At 66.5% G+C, this 12,300-nt stretch carries 17 protein-coding genes; 12 read left to right on the plus strand and 5 right to left on the minus strand.

Annotated elements, in window-relative coordinates; translation table 11 throughout:
• Positions 1 to 45: 45 nt before the first annotated feature.
• Positions 46 to 549 (minus strand): GNAT family N-acetyltransferase, encoded by a 504-nt coding sequence (locus tag AC1RNQ_RS01405; protein ID WP_493168313.1) that lies wholly within the window; start codon positions 547 to 549, stop codon positions 46 to 48.
• Between the two features lie 90 nt (positions 550 to 639).
• Between AC1RNQ_RS01405 and AC1RNQ_RS01410 the strand changes: the two genes are divergently transcribed.
• Entirely contained in the window at positions 640 to 1,011 is a 372-nt protein-coding gene (locus AC1RNQ_RS01410) for a dihydroneopterin aldolase (protein WP_493168315.1), read from the plus strand.
• Complete coding sequence (locus AC1RNQ_RS01415; protein WP_493168317.1) at positions 1,008 to 1,769, plus strand: SDR family oxidoreductase; 762 nt, start codon at positions 1,008 to 1,010, stop codon at positions 1,767 to 1,769. The genes AC1RNQ_RS01410 and AC1RNQ_RS01415 overlap by 4 nt, the downstream gene beginning before the upstream one ends.
• A gap of 149 nt (positions 1,770 to 1,918) precedes the next feature.
• Here the strand turns inward: AC1RNQ_RS01415 and AC1RNQ_RS01420 are convergent, their stop codons facing one another.
• Both AC1RNQ_RS01420 and AC1RNQ_RS01425 read right to left on the minus strand, forming a co-directional pair.
• Positions 1,919 to 3,358, minus strand: a complete 1,440-nt coding sequence (locus AC1RNQ_RS01420) for an NAD-dependent succinate-semialdehyde dehydrogenase (RefSeq protein ID WP_493168319.1) — start codon at positions 3,356 to 3,358, stop codon at positions 1,919 to 1,921.
• A gap of 130 nt (positions 3,359 to 3,488) precedes the next feature.
• On the minus strand, positions 3,489 to 4,088 hold the full coding sequence (locus tag AC1RNQ_RS01425; RefSeq protein WP_493168321.1) for a TIGR02466 family protein: 600 nt from the start codon (positions 4,086 to 4,088) through the stop codon (positions 3,489 to 3,491).
• A gap of 46 nt (positions 4,089 to 4,134) precedes the next feature.
• Here AC1RNQ_RS01425 and AC1RNQ_RS01430 point away from each other — a divergent pair, with 46 nt between their 5' ends.
• The 4 genes from AC1RNQ_RS01430 to AC1RNQ_RS01445 are packed head-to-tail and all read left to right on the plus strand — an operon-like array spanning position 4,135 to position 6,454.
• Positions 4,135 to 5,055 (plus strand): SMP-30/gluconolactonase/LRE family protein, encoded by a 921-nt coding sequence (locus tag AC1RNQ_RS01430; protein WP_493168322.1) that lies wholly within the window; start codon positions 4,135 to 4,137, stop codon positions 5,053 to 5,055.
• 31 nt (positions 5,056 to 5,086) lie between these two features.
• Positions 5,087 to 5,365: a type II toxin-antitoxin system Phd/YefM family antitoxin gene (locus tag AC1RNQ_RS01435; RefSeq protein ID WP_493168323.1), complete on the plus strand. Its 279-nt coding sequence runs from the start codon at positions 5,087 to 5,089 to the stop codon at positions 5,363 to 5,365.
• Positions 5,362 to 5,754 carry a type II toxin-antitoxin system VapC family toxin gene (locus tag AC1RNQ_RS01440; protein ID WP_493168324.1) on the plus strand — a complete coding sequence of 131 codons (393 nt, stop codon included), beginning with the start codon at positions 5,362 to 5,364 and terminating at the stop codon, positions 5,752 to 5,754. Before AC1RNQ_RS01435 ends, AC1RNQ_RS01440 begins: the two co-directional genes overlap by 4 nt.
• Positions 5,755 to 5,764: 10 nt before the next feature.
• Entirely contained in the window at positions 5,765 to 6,454 is a 690-nt protein-coding gene (locus AC1RNQ_RS01445; protein WP_493168325.1) for a VIT1/CCC1 transporter family protein, read from the plus strand.
• Here AC1RNQ_RS01445 and AC1RNQ_RS01450 read toward each other — a convergent pair.
• Positions 6,451 to 6,834: a DUF488 domain-containing protein gene (locus AC1RNQ_RS01450; protein ID WP_493168327.1), complete on the minus strand. Its 384-nt coding sequence runs from the start codon at positions 6,832 to 6,834 to the stop codon at positions 6,451 to 6,453. The genes AC1RNQ_RS01445 and AC1RNQ_RS01450 overlap by 4 nt on opposite strands.
• A 56-nt stretch (positions 6,835 to 6,890) precedes the next feature.
• On the opposite strand from AC1RNQ_RS01450, the gene AC1RNQ_RS01455 reads away from it, so the two are divergent.
• Both AC1RNQ_RS01455 and AC1RNQ_RS01460 read left to right on the plus strand, forming a co-directional pair.
• Positions 6,891 to 7,997, plus strand: a complete 1,107-nt coding sequence (locus AC1RNQ_RS01455; protein ID WP_493168328.1) for a DUF2855 family protein — start codon at positions 6,891 to 6,893, stop codon at positions 7,995 to 7,997.
• Entirely contained in the window at positions 7,994 to 8,650 is a 657-nt protein-coding gene (locus AC1RNQ_RS01460; RefSeq protein WP_493168330.1) for an HAD-IA family hydrolase, read from the plus strand. Before AC1RNQ_RS01455 ends, AC1RNQ_RS01460 begins: the two co-directional genes overlap by 4 nt.
• Here AC1RNQ_RS01460 and AC1RNQ_RS01465 read toward each other — a convergent pair.
• Positions 8,642 to 9,532, minus strand: coding sequence for a LysR family transcriptional regulator (locus AC1RNQ_RS01465; protein ID WP_493169381.1), 891 nt, complete (start codon positions 9,530 to 9,532; stop codon positions 8,642 to 8,644). The genes AC1RNQ_RS01460 and AC1RNQ_RS01465 overlap by 9 nt on opposite strands.
• 89 nt (positions 9,533 to 9,621) lie before the next feature.
• Between AC1RNQ_RS01465 and AC1RNQ_RS01470 the strand changes: the two genes are divergently transcribed.
• Genes AC1RNQ_RS01470 through AC1RNQ_RS01485 form a run of 4 tightly spaced genes read left to right on the plus strand, consistent with a single transcriptional unit; the run spans position 9,622 to position 12,278 of the window.
• Positions 9,622 to 10,332: a CoA transferase subunit A gene (locus AC1RNQ_RS01470; RefSeq protein WP_493168331.1), complete on the plus strand. Its 711-nt coding sequence runs from the start codon at positions 9,622 to 9,624 to the stop codon at positions 10,330 to 10,332.
• A complete protein-coding gene (locus tag AC1RNQ_RS01475; protein ID WP_493168332.1) occupies positions 10,329 to 11,201 on the plus strand; it encodes an HAD family acid phosphatase in 873 nt (290 codons plus the stop codon). Before AC1RNQ_RS01470 ends, AC1RNQ_RS01475 begins: the two co-directional genes overlap by 4 nt.
• On the plus strand, positions 11,201 to 11,836 hold the full coding sequence (locus AC1RNQ_RS01480) for a CoA transferase subunit B (protein ID WP_493168334.1): 636 nt from the start codon (positions 11,201 to 11,203) through the stop codon (positions 11,834 to 11,836). The genes AC1RNQ_RS01475 and AC1RNQ_RS01480 overlap by 1 nt, the downstream gene beginning before the upstream one ends.
• Positions 11,829 to 12,278, plus strand: coding sequence for a hypothetical protein (locus AC1RNQ_RS01485; protein WP_493168335.1), 450 nt, complete (start codon positions 11,829 to 11,831; stop codon positions 12,276 to 12,278). The genes AC1RNQ_RS01480 and AC1RNQ_RS01485 overlap by 8 nt, the downstream gene beginning before the upstream one ends.
• The last annotated feature ends 22 nt before the right edge of the window (positions 12,279 to 12,300 follow it).

Below are 12,300 nucleotides of genomic sequence, written 5' to 3' on the forward strand. Positions count from 1 at the left end.
CTTCGCGGCAAACGCGGCCTCTTCGCGTCTTCGCGTGAACAAATTTCACCGCGGCCCGATCATACCCGCCGCCGTCGGCAGCGCGTGCCCATTCACCGCACGCGCGAGCAGGCGGTGCTTCTCATAAGGTCCGGGCAGGTCCCACGTCCCCGTCGCATCGGCGGTGAAGCCGAAGAAGCGGCCATAATATTCGGGATCGCCGATCATCATCAGCGCGCCGTCGGCTTCGGTCCCGGCGGCTTCGAGCATCTGCGCCATCAGCACACGGCCGTGGCCGCCGCGCTGGAGATCGGGGCGCACCGCGACAGGGCCGACCATGACTAGCGGGATCGCGGTGCCGTCGGCGGCATGATGCGCAACGGGCCAGCACTGGATCGTACCGATCAGCCCGCCACCCTCGACGGCCGCGAAGCTCAGTGCCGGAACCGCATCCATGCCCTGACGGATACGGTAGGCGGTTCGTCCAAAGCGATCCGATCCGAAAGCTTCGTCGAGCAGGTGCTCGACCGCCTGCGGCTCGATATCGGACAATGGAAGTAACTCGACCAACGCGCACCCTTTCGCTAATGCGGCGGCGCTTTAGGGGCGCGGCGCGGCGATGCAAAGCCGAATGTCGTCCCCGCCGAACAGGAATTTCTTGTGACCGATACATTGTGGCTGGAGGTGAACGGGCTGACCGTCGATGTCCTCACCGGCATCTATTCCGAAGAAACGCATTTGCCGCAGCCGCTGCGCATTTCGGTGCGCGCGCGGCTGGCGATGGCCGACCATTATGAGCCGACCACGCCATTGAGCCGCTCGAAAAACTATATGCACCTCAAATTCGCGGCGACCGACGGCCTGCCCAAGGACGTGCATTTCGTGCTGATCGAAAGCGTCGCCGACCATATCATCGACACGCTGTTCCTGCAGGACGACAAGGTCGACGAGGTCGAGGTCAAGATCGTCAAGCTGGCGATCGCCGAGGAAGGCGAAGAAATCGGCATCACGATGCGGCGGGCGCGCAAGTGACGCAGAAGTTGGCGCTGGTGACGGGGGGCCTCCACCGCGTCGGCGCCGCGATTTCGGCCCGGCTGGCGCGCGAGGGCTATGCGCTGGCGCTGCACAAGCGCAGCCCCGGCGACGCTGATCCGGTGCTGGCCGACGCACTGACGGAGACCGGAGCGCTCAGTCACCGCTTTGCTGCGGACCTCGCCGACCCCGCCGCGGTCGATGCGCTGATCCCGGCGGTGATCGAGAAATTCGGCCGCGCGCCCGACCTGCTGGTCAACAATGCGGCACATTTTGCCGAAGGCGAGTGGGCCGACCTGTCGGCGGCGGCGCTGGCCGAGATGATGCAGGTAAATTTGTCGGCGCCGGTGATGCTCGCGAAAGCGCTGGTCGCGGCGAGCAAAGGCAAGCGCCCCGCGATCGTCAATATCGTCGACCAGCGCGTGCGGCATCCGGTGCCCGACCAGATCGCCTACAGCCTGTCGAAATCGGCCTTGTGGCAGGCGACGGCGACGCTCGCGGTCGCGTTCGGCGGCCGTGCGCGGGTCAATGCCGTCGCGCCGGGGCTGACGATGGCGACCGACGACTATTCGGCGCCGCAGGTCGAACGGCTTGCGCGGCGCATGCCGCTGGGTGTGCTGCCGGCTCCGGCCGAGATTGCCGATGCGGTGGCCTGGCTTGCACGTGCCGAGGCGGTGACCGGGCAAACGATCTTCGTCGACGGCGGCGCGCACCTGGCGCCGATGGCGCGGGATTTTGTGCGGCTGGAAAGAGACTGAAAAGATCCTCCCCATGGCGAAGCCAAGGGGAGGTGGCAGCGCGAAGCGCCGACGGAGGGGTAATGGCGCAAACGTTGCCGACCCCTCCACCACTCGCTTCGCGAGCGGTCCCCCTCCCCAACGCTTCGCGACAGGGAGAATCTTGGAGCTCAATAAATATGAACCGCCTTGGTCACCAGATAGCCATCGAGCCCCTCGGGCCCGCTCTCGCTGCCAAAGCCCGATTCCTTGATCCCGCCGAACGGCGTGTCGAGCGTTGAAATCACGAAACTGTTCACCCCGACCATGCCGCTTTCGATCGCATCGACGATGCGGTTGATGCGGCGACCGTTCTCGGTGAAGGCAAAGGCGGCGAGGCCGTAGGGCAGTCGGTTCGCCTGCTCGAGCGCTTCCTCCTCGGTCCCGAAGGGCCGGATCAGCGCCATCGGGCCAAAGGGTTCGTGGTTCATCGCATCGGCCTCGACCGGCACGTCGGCGATCGCGGTAGGCTGGAAGAAATAGCCGTTGCCCGTCGCCTCGCCGCCCGCGATCACGCGCGCGCCCTTCGCCTTGGCATCGGCGACCAAGGCTTCGAGCGCGGGGATGCGGCGCGCGTTGGCGAGCGGGCCCATCTGGGTATCGGCGTCGAGACCGCTGCCGATCTTCACCTTCGCCGTGCGCTCGGCAAAGCCCTTCACAAACGCGTCATAGATACCCTGCTGGACGTAGAAGCGCGTCGGCGAGATGCAGACCTGCCCTGCGTTGCGGAACTTCTGCCACACCACCTTGTCGAGCGTCGCCTCGAGATCGCAATCGTCGAAGATCAGCACCGGGGCGTGGCCGCCCAGCTCCATCGTGATCCGCTTCACTCCGTCGGCGGCGAGCTTCATCAGATGCTTGCCGACCGCGGTCGAGCCGGTGAAGCTGACCTTGCGGATCACCGGGCTGCCCAGCAGGTGCCGGCTGATCTGATCGGGGTCGCCATAGACGAGCTGTACCGCGTCGCCGGGGATGCCGGCGTCGACCAGGCAGCGCATGATCGCGCTGGTGCAGCCCGGGGTTTCCTCGGGCGCCTTGGCGATCACGACGCAGCCCGCGGCGAGCGCGGGCGCGATCTTCTTGACCATCAGGTTGACCGGGAAGTTCCACGGGCTGAAGCCCGCGACCGGGCCGACCGGATGCCTGGTGACCATCGCGCGCTGGCCGAGCGGGCGCTGGAGCACGCGGCCCTCGATGCGCTTGCCCTGTTCGGCGAAATAGCCGAGCAGCCCCGCCGCCGACAGCACCTCGCCGCGCGCCTCGCCGATCGGCTTGCCCTGTTCGAGCGTCAGCAAGGTCGCAATATGCTCGGCGCGCTCGCGGATCAGCCCCGCGGCCTTGTGCATCAGCGCGGCGCGCTCGTCGGGGGTCTTGGCGCGCCAGCTCGGCCAGCCGCGCTCGGCGGCGGCGAGCGCCTCGTCGAGGTCGGCGGCGGTCGCGACGGGCAGCTCGGCGATCGTGCCCGCGGTTGCCGGGTTGAACACCGGCCGCGCCTCGCGCCCCTCGCCGCTCCGCCAGGCACCGGCGATGAAGAGCTGAAGGTCGGCGTCGTAGGTCGCGGTGTCGGTCATGGAGGACTTTCTAACTATTCCGTTCGCATCGAGCGAAGTCGAGATGCCTCTCGCGCTGCGCCGGCGTGTCTCGACTTCGCTCGACACGAACGGGATGGGGGTTGGTCAGATGCGCCCCATATAGGCCGCCTCAGCGATAGTTAAAGCTGATGCTGATCCGCTCGCCCTTGCCGCTGTGCGGCATCACCTCGTGCCGCAGCCAGCTTTCCCAGAGGAAGACGCGCCCGGCCGCTGGTTCGGCATAGACGAAGGGGTGCAGGTGCTCGGGCGCATCGTCGGTCCGCCCCGGCGCGGCCATCAGCATCGCAAGGCGCGGGTCCTCGAGCTTGAGTGCCCCCGATCCCGGCGGGACCGCGACATAGAAGGTGCCCGAGACGATGCTGTGCGGGTGGATATGCCCGCTGTGCGTGCCGCCGGGTTTCAGGATATTGACCCACAGGCTGTCGAGCTTCAGCGGCTTGGCGAGGTCGAAATGCGCCGCCTTGGCGAAGGCCTTCACGTGCCTGTCGAGCAGGCGTTTGAGGTCGTGGAACGCCGGATCGCGCTCGGGCAGGTCGCCGAGGCTCGCATAGCTGGTATAGCCCTTATAGCCATGCTCGCGGCTCCAGCGCCGGCCGGCCAGATCGTCCTCGGCGAGTTGGCGGCAGCTATGCTCCAACTCTTCAAGAAGGTCCGCCGACCCGGCGTCGGCTTCGTAGAAAAGGCTGGCGAAGAGCGAACGAACGGGCATGATGATCCGAAAGCACAGCGAATGACTGAGAGCAAGGGAGACGAGGATGGCCGAGTTTGAACTGATCGCCGACGGATTGCGCTTTCCCGAAGCGCCGGTGGCGATGGACGACGGCAGCGTCATCGTCGTCGAGATCGAGGCGGGGCGGATCACGCGCTGCTGGCCCGGCGGGCGCAAGGAGGTGGTCGCGACCCCCGGCGGCGGGCCCAACGGCCTCGCGATCGGCCCCGACGGCAAGCTTTATTGCTGCAACAACGGCGGCTTCAACTATCTCGAATCGGACGGCTATCTGGCGCCGCACGGTATCGCCGACGATTATTCGGGCGGGCGGATCGAGCGGATCGACATCGACACCGGCGAGGTCGAGATCCTCTACAAGACCGGCGACCAGGGCATCATATTGCGCGGCCCCAACGACATCATGTTCGACCATCATGGCGGCTTCTGGTTCACCGACCATGGCAAGGTCGATTATGAAAAGCGCTGCCACGACATCGTCGGCATCTTCTATGGCAAGGCCGACGGCAGCTTCGTCGAGGAAGTGATCTACCCCAGCTACAACCCCAACGGCATCGGCCTGTCGCCCGACGGCACCAGGCTCTACGCCGCCGAAACCTATACCTGCCGCCTGACCCAGTTCAACATCATCGCCCCGGGCAAGGTCGCCCCCGACGCGGGTCCCGGCGGCCCGGGCATCCCGCTCTATCGCCCCGCGGGCTATAAATTCTTCGACAGCCTCGCGATGGAGGCGAACGGCAATATCTGCGTCGCGACGATCGGCGAATGCGGGATCAGCGTCGTCTCACCCGAGGGCGAGTTGGTCGAATTCGTCACCACCGACGATATCTTCACCACCAACATCGCCTTCGGCGGCGGCGACATGCAGGACGCCTATCTGACGCTGTCGGGGACCGGGCGGCTGGTGAAGACGCGCTGGGCGCGGCCGGGATTGAAGCTGCCGCATTGACTTAGTCAAGTGACTTAGCTAAGCTGATGGCATGACGATCGTGACCATCCACGAAGCGAAGACGCATCTGTCGCGCCTGATCGCCCGCGTGCTCGCGGGCGAAGAGGTGACGATCGCGCGCGGCAAGGAACCGGTGGTAAAGCTGATGCCGGTGAAAGAGGTGGTGAAGCCGAAGCGGCAACTCGGCCGCCTCGCCCACCTGATTCCACCGGGCAAGGATCCCCTGGAAGACGGTTTCTGGGATCCGCTGCCGGAAGAAGACCTCGCGTTGTGGAATTGCGACGCCGATGATCCCAACGACAAACTGTGAGCGAGGGTTATTTGCTCGATACCCACAGCTTGTTGTGGGCCACCTATTCACCCGACATGCTGCCGTCCCGGGTCAGAGACCTTCTGCAACGGCGGGACGCGCCGATCTATGCGTCGGCCATTTCCGCTTTTGAAATCGCGCAGAAACATCGCGTTGGAAAACTCGATTTCGCGCGAGCCCATGCGCTCGAATTCTCCGACGAAATCGCCAAGGACAATCTCGAGTCTTTGGCTCTGACCACCGACCACGCCCGGCTCGCCGGCGCCCTGCCAATCCCCCACCGCGATCCCTTCGACCGCATGCTGATCGCCCAAGCCCAGATCGAGGGCCTGACGCTTATTTCCAACGAAGCCTTGTTCGACCAGTTCGGCGTCACCCGCTTCTGGTAAGGGGTCGTGCATGCACGAGGAAACCCATGCCATCACACGCATCGGCTGGCTGCGCGCTGCGATCCTTGGCGCCAATGACGGGATCGTCTCGACCGCCAGCCTGATCGCGGGAGTCGCCGCGGCGGGCACCGCGCCGCATGCGATCGTGCTGACCGGGGTCGCGGGGCTCGTCGCGGGCGCGATGTCGATGGCGGCGGGCGAATATGTGTCGGTGAGTTCGCAGGGCGATGCCGAGAGGGCCGATGTCGAGCTGGAAAAGCGCCATCTCGCGGCCGACCCCGAATTCGAGCTGGAGGAGCTGACGCAGATTTACGAGCAGCGCGGGCTGAGCCGCGCGCTCGCCGAACAGGTCGCAGTGGAGCTGACGGCGCACGATGCGCTCGATACGCACTTGCGCGACGAGCTTGGCATGACCGACGCGACGGCGGCGCGACCAGTGCAAGCCGCAGTGGCTTCGGCGGCGAGTTTCGCGACGGGTGCGGCGCTACCGCTTGCGACGGTGCTGGTCGACAGCGGCGAGACGCTACCCCTCACGGTGTCCGCCGCCTCGCTCATCTTCCTTGCGATTCTGGGCGCGCTCGGCGCCTGGGCGGGGAATGCGCCGATGCTGCGTCCCGTCGCGCGCGTCACCTTCTGGGGCGCGATGGCGATGGCCGCGACGACCGCGATCGGCTCGCTGTTCGATACGGTCGCGGGTTAGCGCGAAAGCAGCCAGTCGCGCAGCGCGACGGCATTGTTCCGCTCGGCGTCCTTCGCGGCATAAAGCAGCGTCACCGGGCCCGCCTGCGCCGCCGCGTCGAGGGTGAAGAGCGCCGCCTTCACATCATCGCCGCCGCCATCGAGTTCGGCAAAATAGTCGAGCCGGAACGCATCCCACGCGTCATCCGAATCGACCGTCGCGCCATGATAGGTCTTGCGCAGTGCGTCGCTCGGCGACAGCGGCTTCAGCCACGCGGCGAGCGCCGCTTTCTCCTTCGACACCCCGCGCGGCCACAGCCGGTCGACGAGGAAACGCGCGCCGTCGCTTGCCGCTACGGGATCGTGGATGCGTTTGACCGCGATTGTCAGGGGCGCTGCCATCTGTATGACTATCGCCGAACCCGCGTCCGCGGGCAAGCAGCCGGAGGGGTCCGCAGATGAACGAAACCGGATGGGCGATCGACATCGATCGCGACGATATTGCGCGTGCAGAACTGGTCGCCGATCCCGCGGAGCCGCTGGCGCCGGGGCAGGTCCGCGTGCGCATCGACAGCTATGCGATGACCGCGAACAACATCACCTATGCGGTGTTCGGCAGGCCCGCAGGGCTGTTCGGGAACGACCAGGGCTATTGGGATTTCTTCGCCGAACGCGACGCGCCGGGCCGCCTGCCGGTGTGGGGATTCGCAACGGTGACCGAGAGCACCGCCGAAGGGTTCGCGGTCGGCGAGAGTTTCTACGGCTATTATCCGATGGCGAGCCACGCGGTACTGACCACCGCCAATGCCGGGCCCGGCGGCTTCACCGACGTCACCCCGCGCCGCACCACCCTGCCGCCGATCTACAACCATTATCAGCGCGTCGGCGCACTGCACGACTATCGCGCCGCCGACCATGATTATTGGCCGGTGTTCCGTCCGCTCTTCCTCACTGGCTGGCTGATCGCCGACCAGTTCGAGGATGAGGGCGATTATGGCGCGGCGCAGATCCTGATCGCGAGCGCGTCGAGCAAGACCGCGATCGGGCTCGGCTTTTCGCTCGCCCAGCGGCCCGGGCATCGCCCCGAAACGATCGGGCTGACCAGCGCCGCCAATGTCGAGACGCTCGCGGCGCAGGGAATCTACGACCGGGTGATCAGCTACGACCAGATCATGACGCTCAACCCGGCAAGCCCCGCGGCACTGGTCGACATGGCGGGCAATGGCGCGGTGACGCGCGTCGTGCACAGTCATTTCGGGGGCCAGCTCAGGGCCTCGATCATCGTCGGCAAATCGCATTGGGACGCGCAGGCCGATGTCGAGGGGCTGCCCGGACCCGAACGCCAGGGCTTCTTCGCCCCCGGCCGCAGCCAGAAGCGCATCGCCGACTGGGGCGGTCCGGCTTTCGGGCAGAAGATCGCCGAAGCCTGGCTGGCCTTCATGGACGTCGCGCCCCGGCTCGCGGCGATCGACAAACGCGGCGGGGGCGAGGCCGCGCTCGGCGCCTATCAGGAAATGCTGTCGGGTGCCGCCGACCCCAAGGCGGGGATCGTCGTTTTGCCATGAACTTCACCACCGTCATCTTCGACTTCGGCGGGGTCATCACCGCCTCGCCCTTTGAAGCCTTCAACCGGCTGGAAGCGGAACGCGGACTGCCGCGCGATTTCGTGCGGCGGGTCAATGCGGCGAACCCCGACGACAATGCCTGGGCGAAGTTCGAGCGCGCCGAGATCGACGCCGCGGCGTTCGGCCGCCTGTTCGCCGAAGAAGCGCGCGCGCTGGGGTGCGAGCTCGAAGGCGAAGCCGTGCTCGCCGTGATCGCCGGTGCGGTGCGCCCGGCGATGGTCGCGGCGCTCGACACGCTGAGGGCGAAGGGTTTCCACATCGGCTGCATCACCAACAATGTCCCTGGCGGCAAGGGCGTCAAGGGCGCGGGCATGACGCGCAGCGACGAGGCCGCGACCGTGGTGGCGCGCATCATGGCGCGCTTCGAGCATGTCATCGAATCGAGCAAGGCGGGGGTGCGCAAGCCCGACCCGCGCATCTATCTGATGATGTGCGAAACGCTCGGCGTCGAACCTGCGGAGTGCGTCTATCTCGACGACCTCGGCATCAACTGCAAACCCGCGGCGGCGCTCGGCATGCATGCGATCAAGGTGACGAGCGGCGAACAGGCGCTCGCCGACCTGTCGGCGGTGCTGGGCCTGCCGCTACCCTGACGCCTCGGCGAGATCGAGCGCCGTCGCGCGTTCGAAAATCTGCGCGAGCACCGGCTCGCTGTCCGACACGCGCATCGCGACATGGAATTCGACCGGCGCCAGCGCGGGCATATCGGCGATCCCGACCAGCGCGCCGCCGGCCAGTTCGCCGCGCACCATCGGTTCGGGGAAGATGCCGATGCCGCCGCCCGTGCGCGCGATGTCGATCATCGTGCGCGCGTTGTTGCAGAGGTTCAGCGACTTTTGCGCGATGCGCGACGCCGCGATCGCCTCGCGCATCCGGCCATGGATCGGCGACGGGCTGGCGAGCGACCAGACGGGGACGCTCGCGCCCTCGCCGAAAGTCGCCGCGACCGCGGGGCTGGCGAGCCAGACGAGCGCGACCTCGCCGATCGGGCTGGTCTTGAGCGCGGGGTGCGCGACCGGTCCCGCGGCGAAGACCATGTCGGTGCGCCCGGTGAGCAATTGCTGGATCAGGTTCGCCGTGAGGTCGATCTCGATCTCGAGGCCGACACCCGGCATATCGGCCTTCAGCGCCGCGACGAAGCCCGGCAGGCAGCTCGCCGCCGCGATCTCGCCCGCGCCGATGCGCACCACCCCGCTCGCTTCGCCATAACCGCCGCTGCCGAGCAGCGCGAGCTGCATGTCGCGCAGCAGCGGGTCGCAGTCGCGCACCAGCTTGCGCCCCGCGGCGGTCAGCGACATCGTCCGCCCGTCGCGGCGGAACAGCGTCGAACCGAGCCGCGCTTCGAGTTCGCGCATCCGCGCCGATACCGCGGGCTGCGTCGTATTGAGCCGCTCGGCGGCCGCCGAAAAGGTGCCGAGCCGGTCGATCCAGAGCAGGGTTTCGAGATGGTAGAGCGAGACGCGACTGATAGACATCATTTATGCATAATCGAAAAATAGAACAATTAGAATTGATGGATTTTATCGGCCAAAGTCGCCGCGCCGCAACCACGAGGAGTCCGTTCATGGGTAACAAGCGCTATGCCGACGCCGCCGCTGCACTCGAAGGGCTGCTCTTCGACGGCATGCAGATCTGCGCGGGCGGTTTCGGTCTGTGCGGCATCCCCGAACGGCTGATCGACGCGATCCGCGATGCGGGCACCAGGGACCTGACGATCGCGAGCAACAACGCCGGGATCGACGGCGAAGGGCTCGGCAAGCTGCTCCGCACGCGGCAGATCAAGAAGATGATCAGCAGCTATGTCGGCGAGAACAAGGAGTTCGAGCGGCAATATCTGGCGGGCGAGCTCGAGGTCGAATTCTGCCCGCAGGGCACGCTCGCCGAGCGCTGCCGCGCCGGCGGTGCGGGCATCCCCGGCTTCTACACCAGGACCGGCGTCGGCACGCTGGTCGCCGAGGGCAAGGAAGTGAAGAATTTCGACGGTCAGGATTATATCCTCGAGCGCGGCATCTTTGCCGACCTCGCGATCGTCAAGGGGTGGAAAGCCGACGAGAGCGGCAACCTGATCTTCCGCAAGACCGCGCGCAATTTCAACCAGCCGATGGCGACCGCGGCGAAGATCTGCGTCGCCGAGGTCGAGGAAATCGTCCCGACCGGCAGCCTCGATCCCGATGCGATTCATCTGCCCGGCATCTATGTGAAGCGGATGATCGTCGGCGCGCCCTATGACAAGAAGATCGAGTTCCGAACCGTGCGCCCGCGCGAGACGGCATGATGCGCGGCCTCGCCGTAACGAGCGCGCTGTTGCTGGCAGGCTGCGCGAGTGCGCCGGCCGAGGTGGCGACGGTGCCGGCTCCGCCGGCCGCTGTGCCTGTCGAGGCCGCCAAGCCGCCAGTGGCGCTGCAATATCTTTATGGCTCGCCCGAGGCGGCGGTGGCGGTGCGCGCGACCAATGCGCGGATCGCCGATTATGGCGTGTGGCGGATCAGAGAGCGGCCGAAGGACAGCGTCGTGCTGGCGCCCGGCGCGTCGATGGACGCGCCGGCGTTCGAGCCGTGCGGCGACAAGCCCTTTGCCGCGGTGTTCGATGCCGACGAGACCCTGATCTGGAATTTGGGACCGATGCGCCATTTCGCGCAATCGGCCTATGATCCGAAAATCTGGGACCAGTGGGAAAAGAGCGGCGCGGGCAAGGCGGTCGCGATGCCCGGCAGCGTGGAGATGGTGAACAGGCTGCGCGCCGCGGGGATCACCGTCATCGCCAACACCAACCGCAGCGCCGTCAATGCCAAGGGCAGCGAGGACACGCTGCGCGCCGCAGGTCTCGGCGCGTTCAAGCATGGCGAGACGCTATTCCTGATGGGCGACGATGCCGGCGGGTCGAGCAAGGATCCGCGCCGCGCGACGATCGCATCGAAATATTGCGTGATCATCCTCGGCGGCGACCAACTCGGCGATTTCAGCCAGCAGTTCAACGTCAAGGACCTGCCCGCGGCGCAGCGCATGGCGCTCGCGACGAGCGCCGGCGCCACCGCACTCTGGGACAAGGGCTGGTTCCTGTTCCCCAACCCCGTCTACGGCCCGTGGGAAAAACTGGGCTGGGACGACGCCTTCCCCTCCGACAAGCAATGGGAGCCGCAATAATGGCCTGGACCCGCGACGACATGGCGGCGCGCGCCGCGAAGGAACTGCAGGACGGTTATTACGTCAACCTCGGCATCGGCATCCCGACTTTGGTCGCGAACCATATTCCCGCGGGGATGACGGTCACGCTGCAGTCGGAGAATGGCATGCTCGGCATCGGCCCCTTCCCGCTCGAAGGCGACGAGGATGCCGACCTGATCAACGCGGGCAAGCAGACGATCAGCGAGCTGCCGCAGTCGGCCTATTTCAGCTCGGCGGACAGCTTTGCGATGATCCGCGGCGGGCATATCGACCTGACCGTATTGGGGGCGATGGAGATCGCCGAAAATGGCGACATCGCCAACTGGATGATCCCGGGCAAGATGATCAAGGGCATGGGCGGCGCGATGGACCTCGTCGCCGGGGTCAAGAAGATCATCGTCGTGATGGAGCACAACGCCAAGGACGGCAGCCCCAAGTTCATCCCGGCGTGCACGCTGCCGCTGACCGGCAAGAATGTCGTCGACATGATCATCACCGACCTCGCGGTGTTCCGGCGTGACGACCACGACAGCCCGTTCAAGCTGATCGAACTCGCGCCGGGGGTGACCGCCGGGGAAGTCGCAGCAAAAACGACCGCGCATTATCTTGCCTGACGTCGCGGCCAGCCCGGGCACCCCCTGGCTGATCGTCGGGGGGTGGCTGTCGGTCACGGCCGCGCTGCTCCATATCGCCTGCATCTTCGGCGGACCCGACTGGTACCGCTTCTTCGGTGCCGGCGAAGGCATGGCACGCGCCGCGGCGCGTGGCGATTTGCACCCGACTTTGATCACGCTGGGCATTGCTGCCGTACTGCTGATCTGGGCCGCCTATGCCTTTTCAGGCGCCGGTGCGCTGCCGAGGCTGCCGCTGCTGCGCACGGGGCTGGTCGTGATCACCGCCATCTACCTGCTGCGCGCGCTGCTGTTCGTGCCGCTCCATTTCTGGCGGCCGCAGCATAGCGACGCTTTCGCGCTCTGGTCGTCGCTGATCGTACTCGTCTATGGCGCGGTCTACGCGGTCGGAACCCTCAAGGCGTGGCACTTTCTGGGGCGTTGACCGCAGCGGGGGTGACGGCAGG

The organism is Sphingopyxis sp. GW821-FHT12F08, from assembly GCF_058806755.1.

Coding starts and splice junctions, on each gene's coding strand:
- AC1RNQ_RS01465 (WP_493169381.1), bottom strand. CDS start 9,532: ATGTCTATCAGTCGCGTCTCGCTCTACCATCTCGAAACCCTGCTCTGG.
- AC1RNQ_RS01450 (WP_493168327.1), bottom strand. CDS start 6,834: ATGGCAGCGCCCCTGACAATCGCGGTCAAACGCATCCACGATCCCGTA.
- AC1RNQ_RS01425 (WP_493168321.1), bottom strand. CDS start 4,088: ATGCCCGTTCGTTCGCTCTTCGCCAGCCTTTTCTACGAAGCCGACGCC.
- AC1RNQ_RS01460 (WP_493168330.1), top strand. CDS start 7,994: ATGAACTTCACCACCGTCATCTTCGACTTCGGCGGGGTCATCACCGCC.
- AC1RNQ_RS01420 (WP_493168319.1), bottom strand. CDS start 3,358: ATGACCGACACCGCGACCTACGACGCCGACCTTCAGCTCTTCATCGCC.
- AC1RNQ_RS01480 (WP_493168334.1), top strand. CDS start 11,201: ATGGCCTGGACCCGCGACGACATGGCGGCGCGCGCCGCGAAGGAACTG.
- AC1RNQ_RS01435 (WP_493168323.1), top strand. CDS start 5,087: ATGACGATCGTGACCATCCACGAAGCGAAGACGCATCTGTCGCGCCTG.
- AC1RNQ_RS01445 (WP_493168325.1), top strand. CDS start 5,765: ATGCACGAGGAAACCCATGCCATCACACGCATCGGCTGGCTGCGCGCT.
- AC1RNQ_RS01475 (WP_493168332.1), top strand. CDS start 10,329: ATGATGCGCGGCCTCGCCGTAACGAGCGCGCTGTTGCTGGCAGGCTGC.
- AC1RNQ_RS01455 (WP_493168328.1), top strand. CDS start 6,891: ATGAACGAAACCGGATGGGCGATCGACATCGATCGCGACGATATTGCG.
- AC1RNQ_RS01430 (WP_493168322.1), top strand. CDS start 4,135: ATGGCCGAGTTTGAACTGATCGCCGACGGATTGCGCTTTCCCGAAGCG.
- AC1RNQ_RS01470 (WP_493168331.1), top strand. CDS start 9,622: ATGGGTAACAAGCGCTATGCCGACGCCGCCGCTGCACTCGAAGGGCTG.